The organism is Candidatus Oscillochloris fontis (assembly GCF_004138135.1).
Lineage (GTDB): Bacteria > Chloroflexota > Chloroflexia > Chloroflexales > Chloroflexaceae > Oscillochloris > Oscillochloris fontis.
The window spans coordinates 1-21,731 of sequence record NZ_RYFD01000008.1; the positions used below are offsets into that span (position 1 = coordinate 1).

20 protein-coding genes are annotated in these 21,731 nt (G+C 55.7%); 10 read left to right on the forward strand and 10 right to left on the reverse strand.

Annotated features, from left to right (window positions below):
* From EKD03_RS05070 to EKD03_RS05080, 3 genes are all read left to right on the forward strand, one after another.
* The coding region (locus tag EKD03_RS05070) for a sensor histidine kinase (RefSeq protein WP_129628240.1) at positions 1–1,894 on the forward strand (1,894 nt) is incomplete at its 5' end.
* 2 nt (positions 1,895–1,896) lie between these two features.
* Entirely contained in the window at positions 1,897–3,024 is a 1,128-nt protein-coding gene (locus tag EKD03_RS05075; RefSeq protein WP_129628242.1) for a hybrid sensor histidine kinase/response regulator, read from the forward strand.
* Between the two features lie 16 nt (positions 3,025–3,040).
* Positions 3,041–3,748: an ABC transporter ATP-binding protein gene (locus tag EKD03_RS05080; protein WP_129628244.1), complete on the forward strand. Its 708-nt coding sequence runs from the start codon at positions 3,041–3,043 to the stop codon at positions 3,746–3,748.
* Between the two features lie 20 nt (positions 3,749–3,768).
* Here the strand turns inward: EKD03_RS05080 and EKD03_RS05085 are convergent, their stop codons facing one another.
* A complete protein-coding gene (locus tag EKD03_RS05085; protein ID WP_129628246.1) occupies positions 3,769–5,322 on the reverse strand; it encodes an HD-GYP domain-containing protein in 1,554 nt (517 codons plus the stop codon).
* Between the two features lie 291 nt (positions 5,323–5,613).
* Between EKD03_RS05085 and EKD03_RS05090 the strand changes: the two genes are divergently transcribed.
* The 4 genes from EKD03_RS05090 to EKD03_RS05105 are packed head-to-tail and all read left to right on the forward strand — an operon-like array spanning position 5,614 to position 8,180.
* Positions 5,614–5,853, forward strand: a complete 240-nt coding sequence (locus EKD03_RS05090) for a hypothetical protein (protein WP_129628248.1) — start codon at positions 5,614–5,616, stop codon at positions 5,851–5,853.
* Positions 5,850–6,314: a helix-turn-helix transcriptional regulator gene (locus tag EKD03_RS05095; protein WP_129628250.1), complete on the forward strand. Its 465-nt coding sequence runs from the start codon at positions 5,850–5,852 to the stop codon at positions 6,312–6,314. The genes EKD03_RS05090 and EKD03_RS05095 overlap by 4 nt, the downstream gene beginning before the upstream one ends.
* Before the next feature lie 6 nt (positions 6,315–6,320).
* Complete coding sequence (locus tag EKD03_RS05100) at positions 6,321–6,947, forward strand: ImmA/IrrE family metallo-endopeptidase (RefSeq protein WP_129628252.1); 627 nt, start codon at positions 6,321–6,323, stop codon at positions 6,945–6,947.
* Between the two features lie 36 nt (positions 6,948–6,983).
* The gene (locus EKD03_RS05105; RefSeq protein ID WP_129628254.1) at positions 6,984–8,180 is read left to right on the forward strand and encodes a trans-sulfuration enzyme family protein; all 1,197 of its coding nucleotides are present in this window, start codon (positions 6,984–6,986) and stop codon (positions 8,178–8,180) included.
* Between the two features lie 20 nt (positions 8,181–8,200).
* Here EKD03_RS05105 and EKD03_RS05110 read toward each other — a convergent pair whose 3' ends face one another.
* The 5 genes from EKD03_RS05110 to kdpF are packed head-to-tail and all read right to left on the reverse strand — an operon-like array spanning position 8,201 to position 13,507.
* On the reverse strand, positions 8,201–8,899 hold the full coding sequence (locus EKD03_RS05110; RefSeq protein WP_129628256.1) for a response regulator: 699 nt from the start codon (positions 8,897–8,899) through the stop codon (positions 8,201–8,203).
* Positions 8,900–8,915: 16 nt separating this feature from the next.
* Complete coding sequence (gene kdpC, locus EKD03_RS05115) at positions 8,916–9,515, reverse strand: potassium-transporting ATPase subunit KdpC (RefSeq protein WP_129628258.1); 600 nt, start codon at positions 9,513–9,515, stop codon at positions 8,916–8,918.
* A 28-nt stretch (positions 9,516–9,543) separates the two neighbouring features.
* A complete protein-coding gene (gene kdpB, locus EKD03_RS05120) occupies positions 9,544–11,622 on the reverse strand; it encodes a potassium-transporting ATPase subunit KdpB (protein WP_129628260.1) in 2,079 nt (692 codons plus the stop codon).
* Between the two features lie 20 nt (positions 11,623–11,642).
* Positions 11,643–13,418: a potassium-transporting ATPase subunit KdpA gene (gene kdpA / locus EKD03_RS05125; RefSeq protein ID WP_129628262.1), complete on the reverse strand. Its 1,776-nt coding sequence runs from the start codon at positions 13,416–13,418 to the stop codon at positions 11,643–11,645.
* Positions 13,418–13,507 (reverse strand): K(+)-transporting ATPase subunit F, encoded by a 90-nt coding sequence (kdpF, locus tag EKD03_RS05130; protein ID WP_129628264.1) that lies wholly within the window; start codon positions 13,505–13,507, stop codon positions 13,418–13,420. The genes kdpA and kdpF overlap by 1 nt, the downstream gene beginning before the upstream one ends.
* Positions 13,508–13,785: 278 nt before the next feature.
* Here kdpF and EKD03_RS05135 point away from each other — a divergent pair, with 278 nt between their 5' ends.
* Positions 13,786–16,569 (forward strand): sensor histidine kinase, encoded by a 2,784-nt coding sequence (locus EKD03_RS05135; RefSeq protein WP_129628266.1) that lies wholly within the window; start codon positions 13,786–13,788, stop codon positions 16,567–16,569.
* 42 nt (positions 16,570–16,611) lie between these two features.
* Here EKD03_RS05135 and EKD03_RS05140 read toward each other — a convergent pair whose 3' ends face one another.
* Both EKD03_RS05140 and EKD03_RS05145 read right to left on the reverse strand, forming a co-directional pair.
* Positions 16,612–17,055, reverse strand: coding sequence for a c-type cytochrome (locus EKD03_RS05140; RefSeq protein ID WP_129628268.1), 444 nt, complete (start codon positions 17,053–17,055; stop codon positions 16,612–16,614).
* Positions 17,056–17,057: 2 nt separating this feature from the next.
* Positions 17,058–17,846 carry a TspO/MBR family protein gene (locus EKD03_RS05145; RefSeq protein ID WP_161569183.1) on the reverse strand — a complete coding sequence of 263 codons (789 nt, stop codon included), beginning with the start codon at positions 17,844–17,846 and terminating at the stop codon, positions 17,058–17,060.
* Between the two features lie 65 nt (positions 17,847–17,911).
* Between EKD03_RS05145 and EKD03_RS05150 the strand changes: the two genes are divergently transcribed.
* Entirely contained in the window at positions 17,912–19,279 is a 1,368-nt protein-coding gene (locus EKD03_RS05150) for a dipeptidase (RefSeq protein WP_129628272.1), read from the forward strand.
* Between the two features lie 389 nt (positions 19,280–19,668).
* Complete coding sequence (locus EKD03_RS05155; protein ID WP_129628274.1) at positions 19,669–21,123, forward strand: FGGY-family carbohydrate kinase; 1,455 nt, start codon at positions 19,669–19,671, stop codon at positions 21,121–21,123.
* Positions 21,124–21,208: 85 nt separating this feature from the next.
* On the opposite strand, the gene EKD03_RS05160 is transcribed toward EKD03_RS05155, so the two are convergent.
* Together EKD03_RS05160 and EKD03_RS05165 are read right to left on the reverse strand one after the other, a co-directional pair.
* Entirely contained in the window at positions 21,209–21,475 is a 267-nt protein-coding gene (locus EKD03_RS05160) for a type II toxin-antitoxin system RelE family toxin (RefSeq protein WP_129628276.1), read from the reverse strand.
* Positions 21,472–21,681, reverse strand: a complete 210-nt coding sequence (locus EKD03_RS05165) for a hypothetical protein (protein ID WP_129628278.1) — start codon at positions 21,679–21,681, stop codon at positions 21,472–21,474. Before EKD03_RS05165 ends, EKD03_RS05160 begins: the two co-directional genes overlap by 4 nt.
* Positions 21,682–21,731: the final 50 nt, after the last annotated feature.

The following is a 21,731-nucleotide window of genomic DNA, read 5'->3' on the forward strand; positions in this document are numbered from 1 at the left end:
ATCGCTGCGGTTACGGCGTATTGGGCGAATCAGCCTGCCCCACAATTACTGCCTGCTGGGGGGGCGTGAACGGATACGTCGGCGCTACCTAGAGGACTATCAACTCAAGGATTGCGAGATTATTGGCCATTCGCATTACGATGTTTTCCCTGAGATTCCCGACTATTGGCGGGCGATTCATCAGCGCTGTTTGCAGGGCGCGGTGGAGAAGAACGAGGGGGAACCCTTCACCCGCAGTGATGGGCGGGTGGATTGGGTGCGTTGGGAGATCCATCCTTGGCGCAATAAGCAAGGTGAGATTGATGGCTTGGTACTCTTCTCGGAGGTAATTACCGAACGGGTTGAGGCGCTCCAAGCCTTCAAGGCGAGTGAGCAGCGCTACCGCCAGATGTTCGAGATGCATGGCTTACCCAAACTGATCCTTGCTCCAGATACTGGTCAGATCATCAATGCGAACCCAGCGGCGGGCCGTTTCTATGGCTATACGGTCGAACAACTCAAGACGCTCAATATGGCTGATCTCACACTCTTGCCGCCGGAAGAGGTGCGGCATAAGCTCATCCAGGCGATACACTCAAGCATATATTCGATAGAGTGTCTCCATCGTGGGGCGGATGGTCAACCGCACAATGTAGAGATATTTGTTGGGTTGATCGAATTTGAGGATCGTAACGAACTCTACGCCCTGATCACCGACGTTACCGAGCGCCAACGCACACGCAAGGCGTTGCAGGAAGCCTACGATCTGATGGAACAGCGTGTGATTGCGCGTACTATCGAGCTACAGCGTTATGCCGCCCAAGTCCAGGATCTGTATAACAATGCCCCCGCAGGCTACCACTCGTTGGATGCCAATGGCAGGTTTGTGCAGGTTAATGATACTGAACTGCGCTGGTTGGGCTATACCCGTGAGGAGATGTTAGGTAAAAAGACCTTCGTTGATCTGATCTCTCCCGCCACGCGCCCAGTCTTTGATCATAACTTCCCCATCTTCAAACAGCAGGGCTGGATCAAGGGCTTAGAGTTTGAACTGGTGCGCAAGGATGGCACTACCTTCCCCGTCCTGATTGATGCGACGGCGATTATTGATGATCAGGGGCAATTTGTACATAGTCGCTCCACGGTCTACGACATGACCGAACGCAAGCAGGCTGATGATGCTCTCCGCATAGCATGGCAGAAGGAGCATGAACTGAGCGAACTCAAATCGCGCTTCGTCTCGATGGCCTCGCATGAGTTTCGTACCCCCTTGGCCGCCATTTTGGCCACGACCGAAACCTTGACGATCTATCGGGATCGTATGAACGAGGCCCAGATTGATGCGCGCTTAGATAAGATCCGCCAACAGGTGATGCACATGAAGGAGATTATGGAGGATGTGCTGCAATTGGCACGCATCCAGGCCGGGCGGATGGAGTTTAAGCCCTTGATCGAGGATTTTGATGCGCTTTGCCGCGAGATTGTTGAGGAGTATGAGACTCAGGTGCGGCAACCCGGACGCATCGCCTACCTCTGCCCACAGCGTCCTGTCCTCGCCGAGATTGATCCGCGTCTCATGCGCCAGATCATCAGCAACCTGATCTCGAATGCGCTCAAGTACTCAGCGCCACAGTCGCAGGTGCAGGTTACGCTACAGCGCGAGGCCCACCAAGTCGTTCTGATGGTGACCGATCAGGGTATTGGTATTCCTCCTGATGATCTTAAGCGAATGTTTGATCCCTTCCACCGTGCAACCAATGTGGGTACGATTGCTGGAACTGGCCTGGGGTTGAGTATTACGCACCAAGCGGTTGAGATGCACCACGGGACGATTCAGGTTGTGAGCGAGATGGATAAGGGTACCACGATACGAGTAGCGATCCCGCTGAAGATCGTTGTAGCAAAGGATAGCTAGCGATGGCGAAGATTTTGCTCATCGAAGACGAACCGACCATTCGTGAAGAGGTCTTGGATTGGCTTCAGTTTGAGGGCTATGAGGCGCTTGGTGCTCCCAATGGGCGGCTTGGGTTAGAGGTTATCCAGCGCGATCATCCCGATCTTATCTTGTGTGATATTGCCATGCCCGAAATGGATGGCCATGAGGTGTTGCTTGAGGTGCGGGCGAGTATGCGTTTCAGTTCCACTCCCTTTGTCTTTCTCACTGCCTCGGCGGATCGAGAGGCGATTCGTCGGGGGATGGATATGGGGGCTGATGACTATCTGACCAAGCCCTTCAGCCATGCTGAGTTGTTGAATATGGTACGCTCGAGGTTGCGCAAGAAGGAACTCCAAGAAGAGGTGATGCTCGGTCGCATCCAGATGCTCGATGCGGCTCTAGCCGAGGAGCGCGAGCAGCGGCTGCTCAAGTCGCGTCTGGTGGCGATGTTCTCGCACGATTTTCGCAATCCGCTTACCGCGATCATGGCTTCGGCTGAGTTGTTAGATGAGATGAGTGATCCACAGCACTATGTGACGCACAAACAGAAGTATGTGAATCGCATCTTTGGTTCGGTCTATATCCTGCTCCAGATGTTGGACGAGGTGATGGTCGTTGCCGAAATGGAGGGAGGGCACATCACATGTACTCCTCAGATGATGGATTTGCTCAGCTTTGTCGAGAAGATCATCGAGGAGTTTCGGCTTATTGATCGGAATGCCCATATCTTCAGTCTTACCTACAGCCTGCCTGAACAAATCGAACTTGATCCACGGCTCTTGCGGCATATCTTGGCCAACCTGATCGCCAATGCGATCAAGTACTCACCAGTCGGGAGTGAAATTAGGCTCAATCTCTCTCTCCACCATGATCAGATCTGGCTCGAAGTCCATGATCAGGGCATCGGCATTCCTACTGAAAGCCTCCCGTATCTCTATGAACCCTTCCACCGCGCCAAGAATGCCAAACAGATCAAGGGTGTCGGCTTAGGGCTGAGTATCGTCAGGGAGTGTGTGCTGGCCCATAACGGACAGATTGCGGTTGAAACGCAGGTCAATGGTGGTACGATGTTCAAGGTAGTGCTACCCTTGGTGCCAATTTCTACATGAATGGATTGATGTCTCTATGACCACTGCCTTGATCACAACCAGCGCTCTGGCCCGCAGTTACGCCATGGGTAAGACAAGTGTGGCCGCGCTGCGTGGGGTGGATCTGACGGTGCAGCCGGGTGAGTTCGTGGCGCTGGTGGGGCCGAGTGGCAGCGGGAAGAGTACGCTGCTGCACCTGATCGGTGGTTTGGTGCGCCCTAGTGCCGGTGAGGTGTGGGTGCATGGTTTGGAGTTGGGGCGCAGTAGCGATGCCGAGTTGGTGGCCTACCGCCGCGATACGCTTGGTTTTATCTTCCAGAGCTTCAACCTCTTACCGATCAAGTCGGCATGGGAGAATGTGGCCGTACCACTCATGCTCGCCGGTGCGCCGCTAGCCACTCGCAAGGCGCGTGCCCTCACATTGCTCGATCAACTCGGCTTGGCCGCCCGCGCCGATCATCGCCCCTCGGAACTCAGCGGCGGTGAACAACAGCGCGTCGCCATCGCCCGCTCTCTGGCCAACCGTCCGCGCCTACTCCTCGCCGACGAACCCACTGGCAACCTCGACTCGCGCACTGGGAGCGAGATTATGGGCCTTCTCCAGCGCCTTGTGCGTGACGAGGGGCTGACCATGCTGCTCGTCACCCATGATATGGGTGTGGCCAGTTTTGCCGACCGCATCGTGCATCTACGCGATGGGATGATCGAGCGGATTGAGGCGGTGGGGCACAATGCGCAATCGTAGAGACGCAAAATATTGCGTCTCTACCCACCATCCATCACCTGAAAGAAGATCCGTACCGCCTCTGGATCAAGGTGGCTCCCGGCCAAGGTGTTGATGTGGTCGCGTACCCGTTCGACTGGCCAGGCAGGACGGTAGGGGCGATCCGAGCGTAGCGCATCCCAGATGTCAATCACCGCGAAGAGCCGTGCGGCAAGTGGGATCTCGGTTCCACGCAACCCACGTGGGTAGCCCGTACCATCCCAACGCTCGTGGTGGCAGTAGGGGATGGCGAGCGCGGGATGCAAGAAACTGATCGGCATCAGGAGTTGGTAGGCATAGACGGGATGCATGCGCATGATGGCCCACTCCTCCTCGCTGAGCGGGCCGGGTTTGAGTAGAATCGCGTCAGGCACCCCCATCTTGCCGATGTCGTGCAGCAGTGCCCCCCATCGCGCATAGTTGATCTCCTCCTCGCCCATTCCCGCAGCCCGCGCCATGCGCACCGTCATCTCCGTCACCCGCTGCGAATGCCCCTGCGTCTCCTGATCGCGGAGGTCGAGTGCTCGTGACCAGCCCTCTAGGGTGCTGTTGTAGGCGGCGAAGATCTCGTGGTTGGAGTGTTGCAGATCATTGACCAAGCGGGCATTCTCGATGGCCACGGCGGCAATGTTCGCGGCCATACCTAGCATCGCCGCGTGGCCCATACTAAAACTGCCGGGGCTAAAGCTCTGCACTTGAAGTACCCCAATCACCTGTTCACGGGCGATCATGGGCACATAGAGGATCGATTCGGCAACCCCGCCCTCATCACTTCCCACCTCCACGACTTGGATGGAACGCTGGTTCAATTCCTCAAAGCTGCCCACAATCATTGGTTGGCGCTTGTGGATGGTGTCGCTCTGAATACCTTTTCCAGGCGGAGCCAGCGTGAAGATGGGAAACTCACGCGGATCGATCTGTTCACCATCCAGAATCGCAAAGACGCAGCGGATCTGCTGGGTTGTCGCATCAAAGAGCGAGAAGATTGCCCCGGCCACATCGGGCAACAACTTCATGGCCACCTCATAGAGTAGCCGATACATCCGCTCAAGATCGAGCGTCTCGGCCAAGGCCCGCCCCAGCGTATTAATCACCTCCAGATCCTCACTACGCGAACGGGCATGACTGAGGCGTATGGCATGCACTACCGCTTGGCTGGTCAGATCGGCAATGCTGGTGAGGAGGTGCTGATGCTGGCGGGCCGGATTGAGCAGCACGAGCGCCCCAACGGGAATGCCGTCATGCCACAGACCGATGCTATGTACCTGACCGAGCATGTGTGGGGAGTATTGGGGTTGGGCAGGGGCGGGGTGGCTGGGCGGGGGGATGAATTGCGCCACCTGGGCCAGATCTGCGCCGCGACTGCGTACCATGCGGATCACCCGGCACTCTTCATCATAGGCTCCGATGATGGCCATGGTTTGAAAGGCTACTGCTACTTCATAACAAATCAGATCTAATACTGAATCTAATAAGTGATCGTTATTCAGTTCTTTGATTAGCCGAGTCAGCAGGGTGAATGCCTCAGCATTGCTCAGTTCATGCGGATCGGCCACGTCTCCCCCTGCTGCTATGGTAGCTCTGTTAGGTAAGAGTTCACACTCCTCCTAGCTTCCAGGTTTTGACGCAAAGACGCAGAGGCGCAAAGCCTGCAATACAACCTTTGCGTCCTTGCGCCTTTGCGTCAATACGAGATTTCTTTTACCCCAAGTGTGAACAGTTACTCTGTTAGGGCATATTGTACGGTATATCGGTGTATGGTACACTAGTCGCTTCATAGGGCTATCAATGCCCTTGAAATTCGTTCCAGACTATGTTATCCTAATATTATAGGATGTTTGTTCTGTATGCCTTCCTACGACTACCTCATCAGTTTGTGCCGGGAATATCAGCAACTTGTTGACGATATTCAATCGGGCATGCTAGAGACTGATGAAATTCGTGAACTTAATGGCCAGCGTACCGTCTTGCATGAGCAGGTGATGGAAGAGATGCAACGATTGGGAATATCCTTCACGGATCGTGAACATGCGATGCGGCAGGCATTTCAGATTGCTCGTTGGCTAGGAATGGAGGCAGAATCATGACATTTCGTTGCCCATATACTGACATCTGCCGTGCGCAAGCCTTGCGTGAATTTGCTGAGACTCCCGATCTTGCCGCACTTTTTACTCAGCGCCTTCAGTGTGGCGAGCGTGATTCGCAAAAGGCACACCGCTGCGCGATCATTCTAGGGCTTGCTGAACAACAATTTCCCACTCTAGGGAACTATGTACAGACCCAGCGCCGTGAATCCGATATTCCGCAGCGTATCCTTGCACAAAAAGTAGGTATGACTGTTCAAGAACTGCGTGATCTTGAACTGAATAAGCTTGATCCAAGGAAGTTCTCAACCGGTCTCATTGAGCACCTTGCACTAGCGTTGAATGCGTCGGCTGAATACCTCAAGATGCTGGCACGCTTTACAACGCAAGCCGGCAATCCACGCCATGGTACCGTTTTTGCGCGTACCATTCTGATTGATACCAATTCAAAAGAACAACCCTAGGGGCGGATGATGCGTTGGACAGAATTTGCAGCTAAAGAGGCGCGCCAGACCTTAGCCGCATGGGAAGCGCGGATTGGTGCGCTCCAACCGCCAATTGCAGTCGAAGATCTTGCTGATCTGCTCTATCTCTTAGCCATTGATACCACAAGTGATTTGCCATCAACCTTAGCTGGGCGTTTGTATGCTGAACAGCGTATTATTGAGGTACGACGTAGCGATCATTCACAACGCCAGCGTTTCACCATTGCCCATGAAATAGGTCATTACCGGCTACATGTGATCGCTGAGGGAATCCAGCAGAAGTATGATTGTAGTACCGAGAGTATGAGTGTGCTTGATGGTATTGTATCGCAGAATCTATCTCTACCAGAATGTACATTACCAAAAGGACTAAACAACAGCAAACCCGCAAATCTTGATCTGCGCCGCCGTGAGATTGAGGCGAATACATTTGCCGCTGAACTTCTGATGCCTGCTCATTTGATTGAGGCAGCCGTCTATCGTGACGGCGTCAACATCAATCACCTGGCCAATCTTTTTGATGTTTCGCGTCAGGCGATGCGTTATCGCCTTGAAAAGCTACTCTTTCTTCCCACCCCAAATGCGCAGATGAACTTTTTCACCGACCTGTAATCCTGATAATCCACACTAAGTTTACGAGGTTCCCCTATGTCTGTTGAGTTTGGCCCCAGTACGGCTGCTGTCCACGCGGGTGAGCCACGTCAGCGCGCCCATGACGCGATTACCACAGCGGTCGTGCATGCCTCGACCTACACCTTCGCCAAGAGTGCCGATGTGATCGATCTCCAGGCTGGTCGGGTGGTGCGCGATGAGTATGGTCGCTATGGCAACCCCACCATCCGCGCCGCCGAGGCCAAACTGGCCGCTCTCGAAGCCCCTCAGGGTGGTGCCGCCGCCCTGCTCTGCCCCTCCGGCATGAATGCGATTACCTCGACCATCCTCGCGCTGGTGCCGACGGGTGGCCACCTCATCCTCACCGATGATTGCTACCGCCGTACCCGCCAGTTTGTACAGACGATCTTGGTGCGCCTCGGTATTGAACATACGGTCATCCCGGTCTGTAATACGGAGGCTCTCGCCGCCGCGATCCGTCCCGGCCAGACCAGCCTGATTCTCAGTGAGGCACCGACGAACCCCTATCTGCGCGTGACCAATCTGGCCGATGTGGTCGCGGTGGCGCGCCAGCACCAGATCTTGACCCTGATTGATGCCACTTTTGCCACGCCCTACAACATGCGCCCACTTGAATATGGCATTGATCTGGTTGTCCATAGCTGCACCAAGTACTTGGGTGGCCATAACGATCTGCTGGCCGGGGTGGTGATTGGTGCCCCGGAATTGATCCAGCCGCTGCGCCATGAGCAAGGGATCATGGGGGCGATCAGTGATCCCCAGAGCGCCTTTCTGCTGCTGCGTGGCCTCAAGACCTTTGGCCTGCGCATGGAGCGCCACAACCAGAATGGCCTCGCGGTGGCCCAGTTCTTGGAGCGCCACCCACGTGTGACCCACGTCCACTATCCGGGTCTCCCCAGCCACCCCGATCATGCGGTTGCCACGGCCCAGATGCGCGGCTTTGGTGGGGTGGTTTCGTTCGAGATCGAGGGTGATCTGGCGGCCACCGCCCACATGATCGATCTGGTCAAGATTCCCTACATCGCCCCTAGCCTGGGTGGGGTGGAGAGCCTGATCGAACAACCGGCGATCATTAGTTACTACGAGATGACTACCGAGCAATGCAACGCCGTCGGGATCTACGACAACCTCGTGCGCTTCGCGTGTGGCGTTGAGGATGCTGTGGATCTGATCGCCGATCTGGCCCAGGCGTTGGATGGGTATACCGTGTGAGAGGCTGGGTATCGTGTGGGCTAATCTTCGTCCCGTAGGCGGTAGCCAACACCCAACTCGGTAAGCAGGAAACGCGGGCGGGTTGGATCGGCTTCGAGTTTATGGCGGAGGTGCTGCATATAGATGCGGAGGTAGTGGGGCGAGTCGATATACTCTGGCCCCCACACCTCTTGGAGTAACTGGCGCTGAGTCACGACCCGGCCCAGATTGCGCACCAATACAACCAGCAGATTGTACTCAATCGGAGTGAGATGGATCTGTGTATTGGTGCGCCATACCTGCCGATGCACCATGTCCAACTTAATATCACCAAATTCGATGATCGGTGCTTGTTCTGCCAGCATACTTGATGTACGACGTAGTGCAGCACGAATGCGTGCCAGTAATTCACCAATACCAAACGGCTTTGTGAGGTAATCATCCGCACCTGCATCGAGGAGCGCGATCTTCTCCTGCTCGTGTCCACGGGCGGTAAGAATGACAATCGGCACGGATGACCAGCTTCGGATGCGGCGTAGCACTTCGAGGCCGTCCATATCTGGCAATCCCAAATCCAGGATGATACCATCAGGTTGAAGCTGAGCTGCCTGTTGAACCCCTTGATCACCGGTACTTGCCTCGATCATGTGGTAGCCATGCTCATAGAGTGGCGAACGCAAGAAGCGCCGGATCTGGAGTTCGTCTTCGATGACCAGAATGGTTGGTTGCCGATCACTCACGTCGGTTCTCTATCCACTACTCGATGCTATCAAGGGCCAAGTTTAGGCGTACAACATTCACTCTTGGCTCTCCCAAGAGATTAAAATCACGCCCTTCAGTATACTGTAGCACCAATTGTTGTACCTGTTCTTCACTCAAACCGCGATTCTGCGCAACTCGTCGGATCTGATATGCAGCCGCCGCTGGGCTGATGTGGGGGTCTAACCCACTTGCCGATGTCGTGACAAGATCCGCAGGATAGGGTGGGGTTGCTTGTGGATCAGCAACCCGCAACGCATCAATGCGCACCTGGATGGTGGTGTACAGCACTGGATTGAGTGGCCCAAGGTTTGAACCCGCCGATCCGGTTTGGCTTGCGGCATGGAAGGCATTGTAGGGATGCTGCCCCGTAGCCGATGGACGTGACCAGAAATAACCTGGATCACTGAAGTCTTGGCCAATCAATACTGATCCACGGATCTGGTTGTCGTGAACGATCAGGGAGCCGTTGGCTTGAAACGGAAAGGCCACCTGAGCGATTCCCGTAACGACCAAGGGGTACAGCCCACCAGTGAGCAGGCTTAGGAGTAACAGGCTGATCACGGCAGGGCGAATTTGGCTGACGATGGAGTTCATGGCTGTTCCTAATCTTGCCTCATATTCTCTATTTGAGGCCCAGTATTGGGAGGATAAAATCGATGATCTTGATCCCAATGAATGGTGCGATCAGACCGCCCAAACCATAGATGAGCAGGTTGCGCTGAAGTAACGTGGTTGCCTCGCCAGCGCGGTATTGTACGCCGCGCAGTGCAACAGGAATGAGAAGTGGGATGATGATCGCATTGAAGATGACCGCAGCGACGATAGCATTGGTAGGGGAACTGAGGCCCATGACATTGAGCACATTGAGTTGTGGGTAGGTGGTGGCAAAAGCGGCGGGGATGATGGCGAAATATTTGGCAACATCATTCGCAATACTGAAGGTTGTCAATGCGCCACGGGTGATCAAGATCTGTTTGCCAATTTCGACAATTTCGATCAACTTGGTAGGGTTACTATCCAGATCTACCATGTTTCCCGCCTCTTTGGCTGCCTGTGTCCCCGAGTTCATGGCCACTGCCACATCTGCTTGCGCCAGAGCGGGCGCATCATTGGTTCCATCCCCGGTCATCGCAACCAGTCGGCCTGTACGCTGATACTCGCGGATAAGATGGAGCTTGGCTTCGGGGGTTGCTTCGGCAAGAAAGTCATCAACACCGGCTTCGGCGGCAATCGCAGCCGCAGTAAGCGGATTGTCTCCAGTGATCATGATGGTCTTGATTCCCATACGCCGTAGCTCAGCGAAGCGTTCCTTGATACCACCTTTAACGATATCTTTGAGTTCCACCACCCCCAACACCTTGGTGTGGTCGGTGACAATAAGCGGCGTACTCCCCTGGCGAGCGATAGTCTCTACACTGGTGCGGACATCATGCGGGAAGAGGCCGTTTTGCGATTCAACATAACGCTGAATAGCATCGGAGGCACCTTTGCGAAAACAACTTCCGTTGAGGTTTACGCCACTCATACGGGTTTGCGCCGTAAAGGGAATAAACTCGGCATGAAGTTCGCCTATACTGCGTTCACGGATACCGTACTTCTCTTTGGCAAGGACGACAATACTGCGACCTTCGGGGGTTTCGTCGGCTAATGACGCGATTTGGGCGGCATCGGCAAGATCGGCTTCGCTCACTCCAGTTGCTGGTAAGAACGCCACCGCCTGACGGTTGCCCAGGGTAATGGTGCCCGTCTTATCGAGGAGCAATACATCCACATCACCAGCGGCCTCCACTGCTTGCCCCGACAGCGCGATCACATTGGACTGGATCATGCGATCCATCCCCGCAATACCAATCGCCGAGAGTAGCCCGCCAATGGTGGTAGGGATCAGGCACACCAACAGGGCGACCAAGATGGTGATGGTGATGGTGATGGGTGTGCCGCTGCCGTTCGCGGTGATTGCAAAGAGCGAGAAGGGTAGCAGGGTTGCGGTGACGAGCAGAAAGATGATGGTGAGTGCGGCGAGTAAGATGTTTAGGGCGATCTCGTTGGGAGTCTTTTGGCGTTTGGCTCCCTCAACCATACTGATCATATGATCAAGAAAGGTTTCGCCCGGATTTGCCGTAATCCGGATCACCAACCAGTCACTAAGAACCGTAGTGCCTCCGGTAACAGCCGAACGATCTCCGCCGCTTTCGCGGATGACCGGAGCCGATTCGCCGGTGATCGCACTCTCATTGACCGAGGCGACCCCTTCTATCACCTCGCCATCCGAGGGAATAATGTCACCCACTTCAACGAGGACGACATCTCCCGCACGTAGGCTACCCGATGATACCGCAGTCGTGGGTGTACCGTAGCGTGGCTCTTTGAGTTTCTTCGCCTGTACATCGCGGCGCGCTTTACGCAGGGTATCCGCCTGAGCCTTTCCGCGCCCTTCAGCCATAGCTTCGGAGAAATTGGCAAAGAGTGTCGTAAACCAGAGCCATATACTGATTGTGAAAATGAAACTGGCCGATGCCGTATCCGCGCCAAAGAAGGTTTGAATCCAGAGTATGCTGGTCAGAGTCGCACCGATGAGTACGACAAACATAACTGGATTGCGGATCTGGACACGCGGATCGAGTTTTAGGAACGAATCGCGGATAGCTTGGCGCACAATGCTGGGATCAAACACGTGTTGTACTGGTGTGTGCAGTGCCATGATCTGATCACCCCTCCTCTTTATATGCCGAGCATCATGAGGTGCTCGATGATTGGACCAAGGGCCAGTGCGGGAATGAAGGTCAGCACTCCGACAATGATCACGACGCCTACCAGCATGGTCATAAAGAGCGGAGTGTGGGTGGGGAGTGTACCGGGGCCACTGGGAACGGTCTTTTTGGCTGCCAGCGATCCGGCAATCGCGAGTACTGGCACAATGATCCAGAAACGTGCGATCAGCATAGCGAGGCCACCAGTGGTGTTATAGAAGGGATTGTTGGCCCCTAACCCTGCAAAAGCTGAACCATTATTGTTGCCCATCGAACTGTAGGCATACAATACTTCACTAAACCCATGTGGACCTGGATTCGCGATGCTGGTATATTCAATGTTTGTCGCGTAGAGTGCGCCTTTACCCCAGGGTGTTGTCACCGCCAGGGCCGTGAAGCAGAGAACGACAATGCAGGGGATGAGCAGAACTAACGCTGCCATCTTGATCTCAAATGCCTCAATCTTCTTGCCCAGGTACTCAGGGGTACGCCCTACCATCAAACCGGCAATAAAGACCGTGATGAGGGCGAAGATAAGCATTCCATACAGGCCCGAACCAACCCCCCCGAAGATGATCTCACCAAGTTGGATCAGGAAGAGGGGAACCAACCCACCTAGTGGGGTATAGCTGTCATGCATCGAATTGACCGAACCGTTGGAGGCTGCCGTTGTGGCTGCGGCCCACAATGCCGAATTCACGACCCCAAAGCGCGTCTCCTTGCCTTCCATGTTGCCCCCAGCCTGCATGTCGCTCGCGCCGAGATCGATGCCCAATGCGGCAAGTTGTGGGGTTCCCGCTTGCTCTTGGATCACACCAAAGAGGAGTAATGGGATAAAAATGACCATCATGACCGTCAGGAGTGCCTGCCCCTGACGGGGATCGTTCACCATGATTCCGAAGGTGAAACAGAGTGCGACCGGAATGAGTAAAATAGCCAGCATCTCCAGCATGTTGCTCAGTGGGGTTGGGTTCTCAAAAGGGTGGGCTGAATTGACATTAAAGAAGCCCCCACCGTTCGTTCCCAACTGTTTAATCGCAATCTGCGAGGCCGCAGGCCCTAGCGGTAGGTTTTGGGTGCTGACCAGATGACCGTCGGTATCAATGGTGTTCTGAAGTAGTACGACCTCAATCGAGGGGCTGAAGCTCTGCACAACCCCTTGTGAGACGAGCAGACAGGCCAGAATCAGTGCCAGCGGCAGCAGGATGTAGAGGATTGAACGGATGAGGTCAACCCAAAAAATACCGATGGTCGCAGATGAACGGGCACGCAATCCACGGATGAGGGCGATGAGTACCGCCATGCCGGTTGCAGCCGAGAGGAAGTTTTGAACATTTAAGCCGAGCATCTGGGTCAGGTAGCTCATGGTGACCTCACCACCATAACTCTGCCAGTTGGTATTGGAAATAAACGATGCGGCGGTATTGAACGATAGATCCGGCAGTGGGGCGGCCAATCTGTCTGGGTTGAGTGGGAGGCTGCTTTGTAGGCGCTGCAACCCATATACCATGAGCATCCCTACCGTGTTGAAGAGCACCAAGCCCAGCGCGTATTCCTTCCAACTCTGCTCGGTCTGCTCATCAATACCGAGTAGGCGATAGCATGATCGCTCTACGGGGGCCAGCAAGGTATTCAGGCCAACAGATTCTCCTGCGTACACGCGTGCCATATACCATCCAAGTGGTTTGGCTAACACGAGTAAGACACCCAGATAGAGGCTGACTTGGAGCCACCCTTGTGTGTTCATCAGAAGTTCTCCGGGTTGAGCAGCGCAATAAAGAGGTAGATCATCAGGGCTAGGGTTACCAGCGCACTGACGAGGTAGAGCAGAGACATCTTATTTTCTCCCCATTAAGTGGTTGCTGTATTCGATCAGTCCCCATGTCAAGCTAAAAAAGAGCAGCGTTAACCCCAGATAGATCATATCCATTGTCTACCTCCTCCCCAATAGTGGCTCACGATGGTAGCAATATTGTAGAGGTATTGAGTATAAAAATGGCGTATAAAATATGACTACAGTGTAAAAATTATATATATATTATGATATTTCAGTATATATTCGTGTACAATGACTTCAGAAATACAGCATAGTAGGGGTTATGGAACAAAAAAATATGCGTACCATAAGCGAGCAGATGCGGCCTGATCCTGAAGCATTGTTGGCCCGCGTGCGTGCCGAAGAGGCGGCCAAGGCGCGTGGTCGCCTGACGGTGTTTTTTGGATCTGCACCCGGAGTTGGCAAGACCTTTGCGATGTTAGAGGCAGGCCACATCCGTAAGGCTGAGGGCGTTGATGTTGTCGCTGGAGTTATTGAGACACACGGACGTAAAGAGACTCTGTCCTTGCTTGATGGTCTCGAAGTGCTTGCCCAACAAGAGATACCCTATCGAGGGGTGACCCTGCGCGAGTTCGATCTTGATCGCGCCCTTGCACGGCATCCGCGTCTCATCCTCGTAGATGAACTTGCTCATACCAACGCTTCAGGTACGCGCCATCCCAAGCGTTGGCAGGATGTCCAGGAGCTTCTTGCTGCCGGTATTGATGTCTATACCACCGTCAATGTTCAGCATCTTGAGAGCCTCAATGATGTTGTCACCCAGATCACGGGAGTGATCGTGCGTGAGACGGTGCCCGATAGTATAGTTGAACAGGCTGATGAGGTGAAACTTATTGATGTTCCCGTTGACGACCTGCTTCAACGCCTGCGTGAAGGAAAGGTCTACCTTCCGCAGCATGCAGAGCGAGCGATGAGCAACTTCTTTCGTAAAGGCAATCTGATTGCTCTGCGCGAATTGGCGCTACGTCGCACCGCTGATCGTGTGGATGCACAAATGGAGGTGTATCGGCGGGATAATGCGATTAGTACACCCTGGCCGACAACGCTTAGATTGTTGGTTGGTATCAGTTCTAGCCCTTCGGCACCGCGTCTGGTACGGGCAGCGCGGCGGATGGCGGCTGGTTTGCGTGCTGAATGGATCGTTGCGTTTGTTGAGACACCCGCTGAATTGCGTCGTAGTGAGGTGGATCGTGAACGAGTAGTGGAAACATTGCGTTTGGCTGAACAATTGGGTGCCGAGACGGTCTCTTTGAGTGCAACGAATGTAGCCGATGAACTACTTGCGTATGCGCGGGTGCGTAATATTTCTAAAATTGTGATCGGTAAACCTGAACGCCCGCGTTGGCAAGATATGATCTCTGGCTCGGTCGCAGATGATCTGTTGCGCCGAAGTGGTGTTATTGATGTCTATGCGGTGTCGGGCGATTCTCATGATACGGAACCACCACTCCGTGCAGCATTGGAAGTTACGAGCCCTTGGCAAACCTACGCTGCTGCGCCGTTGCTGGTGGCGTTCTGTACGGCCTTTGCGTTGGTGATTGATAACGTCGGTATTGGTGAAGCAAATGTGATTATGGTCTATCTTCTTGGTGTCCTCGGTGTCGCTCTTGCAGGTGGACGTGGCCCTTCGGCGTTAGCAGCAATCCTGAGTGTTTTGAGTTTCAACTTTTTCTTTGTCCATCCCCGCCTAACCTTCACATTTACCGATGTACGCTATCTGATCACGTTCACAGTGATGTTGGTGGTTGGCCTTGTGGTCAGCAATCTGACGGTGCGCTTTCGCCAACAGGCTGATGCCGCCCGCCAGCGTGAGCGCCGTACTGCTGCTCTGTACGCCCTGAGTCGTGAGTTTGCCAGCATCCGGGGTCTCGAAAACTTGTTGGGCGTTGCCGTGCGCCATATTTATAGTGTCTTTGAAAGCCAAGTGGTGGTGATGCTTCCTGGTAGTGATGGTGTGTTACGTCCATGGGGTGATTGCAGTGGATGGGCACAACATATCAATACAAACCAGATCTTCGGGTTAAGTGCTTCTGAACAGGCAGTAGCTCAGTGGGTGGCTGATCATAAAGAGTGTGCGGGTTTGGGTACCAATACCCTGCCAAGCGCCGAAGGTCTCTATTTTCCACTCAGCGGCTCCCAACAGATTGTGGGCGTGCTAGGCGTGCGGCCACGCCAACGCAATTGGTTGCTCAACCCCGAACAGATTCATCTTCTCGAAGCATTTGTTAGTCAGACCGCACTTGCGCTTGAACGGGTTCGTCTCGCAGTTGAAGCAGAGCATGCCACGCTTACCGCTGAAACGGAACGGCTGCGGGTTGCATTGCTCTCTTCGGTCTCTCATGATTTGCGAACACCCCTGGCAATCATTACCGGTGTACTCACTAGTCTGACCCAAGAGAATGCTACATTTGATATGCACGCCCGCATGGAGATGATCCAGACGGCCCATGATGAAGCTCACCGCCTCAATCGCCTGCTCAATAATCTGTTGGAGATGACCCGCTTGGAGGCTGGTGCTGTGCGGATTCGTAAAGAGTGGCAATCGCTTGAAGAGGTGGTGGGGGTTGCTGTCGAACGGGTTGCCGGCGGTCTTCCGGCCCAAGCGGTATTGCCAGGAAACCATGCGCTGATGATCGATCTTCCCGCTGATCTGCCACTGATACCCCTTGATACCCTGCTGATTGAACAGGTGTTGGTCAATCTGTTAGAAAATGCGGTGCAGCATACGCCACCCGGTACTCCGATTCATTTGCAAGCACGCTGTATTTGCCCGCGTATAGCCACAGGAACCACCTTGGTGGAGGTTTCGGTGGCTGATCAAGGGCGCGGACTTACTCCTGGTGATGAGCAGCGCGTCTTTGATAAGTTCTATCGAGGTGGTGCTGATAGCGGACGGGGGAACGTAGGGCTTGGTCTTGCGATTTGTAAGGGGATGGTTGATGCCCACGGTGGCCAGATTTGGGCCGAGAATCGGCCCGATGGTGGCGCGATCTTTCGCTTTACACTGCCTATTGAGGGGATTCCGCCCAAGGTGATCCTTGATCGCCATGATCCAATGTAGCTGCGGCTCATCGCCGACGGAGTGACCCCTATGTGATGCGGGTCACTCCGCCAACGACTTGAGGTACGCGATCAACTGGCGTACCTCATCTTCCTTGAGTTGGCCTTCGTAGGCGGGCATGATCGGGTTGTAGCTCTTCACTACTTTGGCGGCTGGGTTGAGGATCGACTCGTAGAGGTAGGCGTCATCGGCGAGTATATCACTGCCATCCGCGAGGGATACTTGACGGTCGTAGAGGCCGTGCAGGCGCGGGCCGAGGCCCGCGCCATGCTCTTGGTGGCAGGCCGCACAGCCCAGGTTGTTGAAGAGTTGTTCGCCCCGTATGCGTAGTTCGCTCTCTACGGGGCTATCTGCATGAATGCTCGGTTGCGCCACCGGTGGGCTGGCCGGAATGGTGTTACCCCTTATGACCACGAGTAACACCATCCCAATGATCAGGCTTAGCCCAATGAGAATGATAGCCCCCAGCTTGATCTGCTGCTGCATACCTAGCGACCTCGCCAGATCCCGACAATTGCGCTGAGGATCGAGGTCAGCGTACCGGCACGTGCCGCACCCGAAATGAGCGCACTATCGGCCTGTTTCTGGGCGATGCCGTTGAAGGCCCACGCCATCACCAGCGGGTAGGTGGCGTCGCCACGCAGCGCACCCATGCCCGCGCCGAGGGCCGTGCCCGTCCCGATCAGCCCGGTCGTCCAGACATCAGGATCGAGGCCCAGGCTGTCCCAGCCAATGTCGTACAACACCACCGAGATGTTGACCAGAGTGGCGATGCTGATCCAGCCCAGGTAGATGCTGAAGGGCATGCGTACCATCAGCTTCTCGCCCCATGTACCCTGGAGCGGCTTGCCCAGATGCCGATTGATGCCGATCAGGGCCAGCAACATGCCGATGATCGCGCCCACGCTCAGGCGCTGGCGGTTGTAGTGCCAGAGGTAGATCCAGGTGACATTGGCCATACAGCTCAGTACAAAGAGCCATCCGATCTTGCGCAGACGTGGGTTGGTGCGCTGGCCAGGGAGGGCTTGGTAGACACCATAGCCGACCAGCCCACTATAGATCAGCGCCCAGATGCTAAAGACATAGCCCGGAGGGGTGATCTTGAGCGGGTAGCGTGCCGAGATCTCGGCAGTGCTCTGGTTGTTCAGCGGCAGTGTGTTGGCCAGTGTGTTAATCGTGATGGTCGTGGCGAGCGCCGCAATCACCGCTGTCTGCCGTACCAGATCGGCAGTTTGCGGCTGATCGGGGTTTCCGCTCAGCTCTTGAAGGTCAGACATAGCCATGCTCCTGTATACTGTGGTCACATCCGTGATCTTTCTATTGTACAGGAGTCACATCAGTTATGGGAACTTGGAATACCTATCTTGAGCAGAATCAGCCCCGTTTTCTAGAAGAATTGCTCGACTTCTTGCGTATCCCCAGTATCTCGGCGCTCTCCGAGCATGCCGCCGATGTGCAGCGTGCCGCCGAGTGGGTGGCGGCACGGGTGACGGCGGCGGGTATGGAGCATGTGCAGATCCTCGCCACCGGCGGCCACCCGGTGGTCTACGCCGATTGGCTCCACGCCCCCGGTAAGCCTACGGTGATGATCTATGGCCACTTTGATGTGCAACCGGCAGACCCGTATGATCTCTGGACGAGCCCGCCCTTTGCGCCGGAGGTGCGTGCGGAGCGCGTCTATGCACGCGGGGCCAGTGACGATAAGGGTAATATGCTCGTGCCGATCTTGGCGGTCGAGGCGCTGCTGAAGAGCCAGGGGGCATTGCCGGTCAATCTGAAGTTCTTCTTTGAAGGCCAGGAGGAGATTGGCAGTCCGCAGTTGGGGGATTTCGTCCCCAAACATACCGATCTGCTGGCCTGCGATATGGTGCTGAGTTCCGATGGCGGCCAGTGGGCTGAGGATCAGCCCTTGGTGTTGGTCGGCTTGCGCGGCGGCTGCGGGGTACAGATTGATGTCAAGGCGGCCAAGGCCGATCTGCATTCGGGGATGTATGGCGGTATGGTGCAGAACCCCATCCACGCCCTGGCGACGATCATTGCCGGGTTGCACGCTGCCGATGGCCGTGTCACCGTGCCGGGGTTCTATGATCAGGTGCGTCCGCTCAGTGCCCAGGATCGAGAGCGCATTGCCCAGGTGCCCTTCGATGCAGCAGCCGAGAAGACCAGCCTAGAGGTACCGGGCTTCTTTGGTGAGGCCGGGTATACCCCGCGTGAGTGGATCTGGGCACGCCCAACGCTGGAGGTGAATGGTATCTGGGGCGGTTTTCAGGGCGAGGGGGTCAAGACGGTGCTGCCCAGCGAGGCCCACGCTAAGATCACCTGCCGCCTGGTGGCCGATCAGAATCCGACCCAGATCGTTGATCTGCTTATGGATCATATCAGCCGCCAGGTCATACCGGGCGTGACGGTTAGTGTGAAGCCGCTGGCCTTCCGCGCCTACCCCTACCTGGTTCCCGAAGATGAGCCGGGCAATGCGGTAGTGTGTGAGGTGCTGCGCGAGATCTACGGAGTGGAACCCTTCTATGTGCGTACTGGTGGCTCCATCCCGGTGTGCAGCCTCTTCCAGCGCCACCTGGGAGCCTATACCGCCAGCTTTGCCTTCGGTTTGGATGATGAGAACATCCACTCACCGGATGAGTTCTTGCGTCTGAGTAGCTTCCGCAAGGGGCAGGCGGCCTATTGTACGTTGTTGGAGCGCTTGGGGCGGTAGAGTGTCCGCAGATTACGCAGATTACGCAGATTTTTTAGGGTAAGCCATGGTTCGTCGCCACGTGACGACGAACCATGGCTTACAAAACCTTTGTGCCTTGGCGTCAAAAACATAGAACATGGTAACTATTCACACTTGGGGTAAAAGAAACCTCGTTTTGACGCAAAGGGTTGTTGCAGGCTTTTCGCCTTTGCGTCTTGGCGTCAAAACCTGGAGGCTAGGTAACTATTCACACTTGGGGTAAAAGAAATCTCGTATTGACGCAAAGGCGCAAGGACGCAAAGGTTTTGTTGCAGGCTTTGCGCCTCTGCGTCTTTGCGTCAAAAACTGGAAGCTAGGAGAAGTGTGAACAGTTACGAGGCTAGGAGAAGTGTGAACAGTTACAGAACATGCAGGAGGTAGCCATGCTCTTCGCCGGGATAGATGTCGGCACCCAGGGAGTACGGGTCATGGTCGCCGATGTGGCCGGGGCGGTTGTGGCGCGCGCCAGCGCCCCGCTGAGTACCCACACCCACCCGGATGGGCGGGTCGAACAGAATCCGACCGAGTGGTGGACGGCGGCGTGTAGCTGTCTGCGTCAGGTGACGCAAACATTGGGGGCGCAGGCGGAACATATTGCGGCCCTGGCAGTCACGGCGACCTCCGGCACGCTCTGTCTGCTCGATGCCCAGGGCCAGCCACTTGGCCCGGCGATCATGTACCGCGACCAGCGCGCAGTAGCCGAGGCCAACGAACTGAACCAGTGCGCGGTGGAGTTGCGCGAGCGCCTTGGCTACCGCTTCGATGCTTCCTTTGGCCTACCCAAACTGCTCTGGCTCCAGCGCCATGCCCGCGCCGAGTTATCGGCAGCGCGCTATGTGGCCCACGCCGCCGACGTGATCGTGGGCGGGCTGTGTGGCGACTATGGCACCAGTGATTGGAGCCACGCGCTCAAGAGCGGCTATGACCTGCTCAACCTGGATTGGCCGCGTGATCTACTGGCCGACCTCGATCTGCCGCTGGCCAAGTTGCCGCATGTGGTTGCCCCCGGCACCCCGATTGGCCCGATCACCCCGGTGGCTGCCCTCAGCACCGGGCTGCCGCGCAGTGCGCTGGTGGTGGCGGGCATGAGCGATGGTTGCGCGGCCCAGATCGCGGGTGGCGCGGTGCAACCCGGCCAGTGGTTGAGTGTCCTCGGCACCACACTCGTCTTTAAGGGCGTGAGCGCCGATCTGCCGCACGACCCGCAGGGGCGGGTGTATGCCCACCGCCACCCAGAGGGCCATTGGTTGCCGGGGGCGGCCAGCAGCACTGGCGGAGCCGCCTTGGTGGCGCGTTTCCCCAAGGCCGATCTGGCCGCGCTGGATGCCCAGGCACTCGTGCGTAGCCCCGGCAGCGCCATCTGCTACCCACTCCAGGGCCAGGGCGAACGCTTCCCCTTTGTGAATCCCCAGGCACGCGGCTTTCTGAGCGGGGCCAACGCCGACGATCCTATTGCCGAGTACACCGCCATCCTAGAGGGCGTAGCCTATCTGGAGCGGCTGGCGTATGCCACCTTCAGACAGCTCGGTTACGCGGTGGTCGGGCCAATCCGAACTGCCGGAGGCGGGGCGCGCAGCCCGGTCTGGTTGCAGATCCGCGCCGACATCCTGGGGCGCACGCTCCTTGTCCCGGCGGAGGTCGAGGCCGCCTTTGGGGCCGCGATCATCGCGGCGGCGGCGCTGGCCTACCCAGGGTTGAGCGCGGCCACCCAGGCGATGTGCCACCTCCGCCATGAGGTTGCGCCGCGCCCCGATGCGGAGCGTTATAGCGCACCATACCAGCGTTTTCTGGCGGCACTTGAGGAGCGGGGTTTTGTTTCGTAACTATTCACACTTCTCCTAGGTACACGGGCGTCTCGTCCGCGTACCCAGCATCGTCTTTTACCCCAAGTGTGAAGAGTTACCTTGTTTATGGAAAGTAACGATAGATATCACGACGATGGAGGAATCGCACGATGGTTATGGTCTCATCTTCGACCAACAGACCGAGCCGATAATCACCGATGCGAATACGATAATATGGACCTTCATTCGTCAAATGTTTGAGATTTGGGATGTCGTGCAAGGAGGTACTTTGTTCGATCTGTTCTAGCACCGTTTGAACCTCTTGGCGCAGCGTGTTCTTGCGGATCTTCTTCAGATCTTTCGCAAAACTTCGACGGAAGATGAGCTTCACCGCTTAGCTCCTAAGAGTGCAAAGATTTCATCCCGACCGACGATTTCGGTCGCTTCCCCTTCTTTAATTGCCTGCACGAATGCGCTATCTTCGAGCGCTTCGGCCAATAGCATTGAGAACCACTCCCGCCGTTGTTCAAGTACTTCAACCAAGGCTTCTTTAAGAAGTGCCTTGAGTCGGGTTTCATCGGAAAGTGTTACAGTCATTGTCACCCCTAGCAAATGTACTGGTGTAGCAACCTTTTGTATCTATGGTC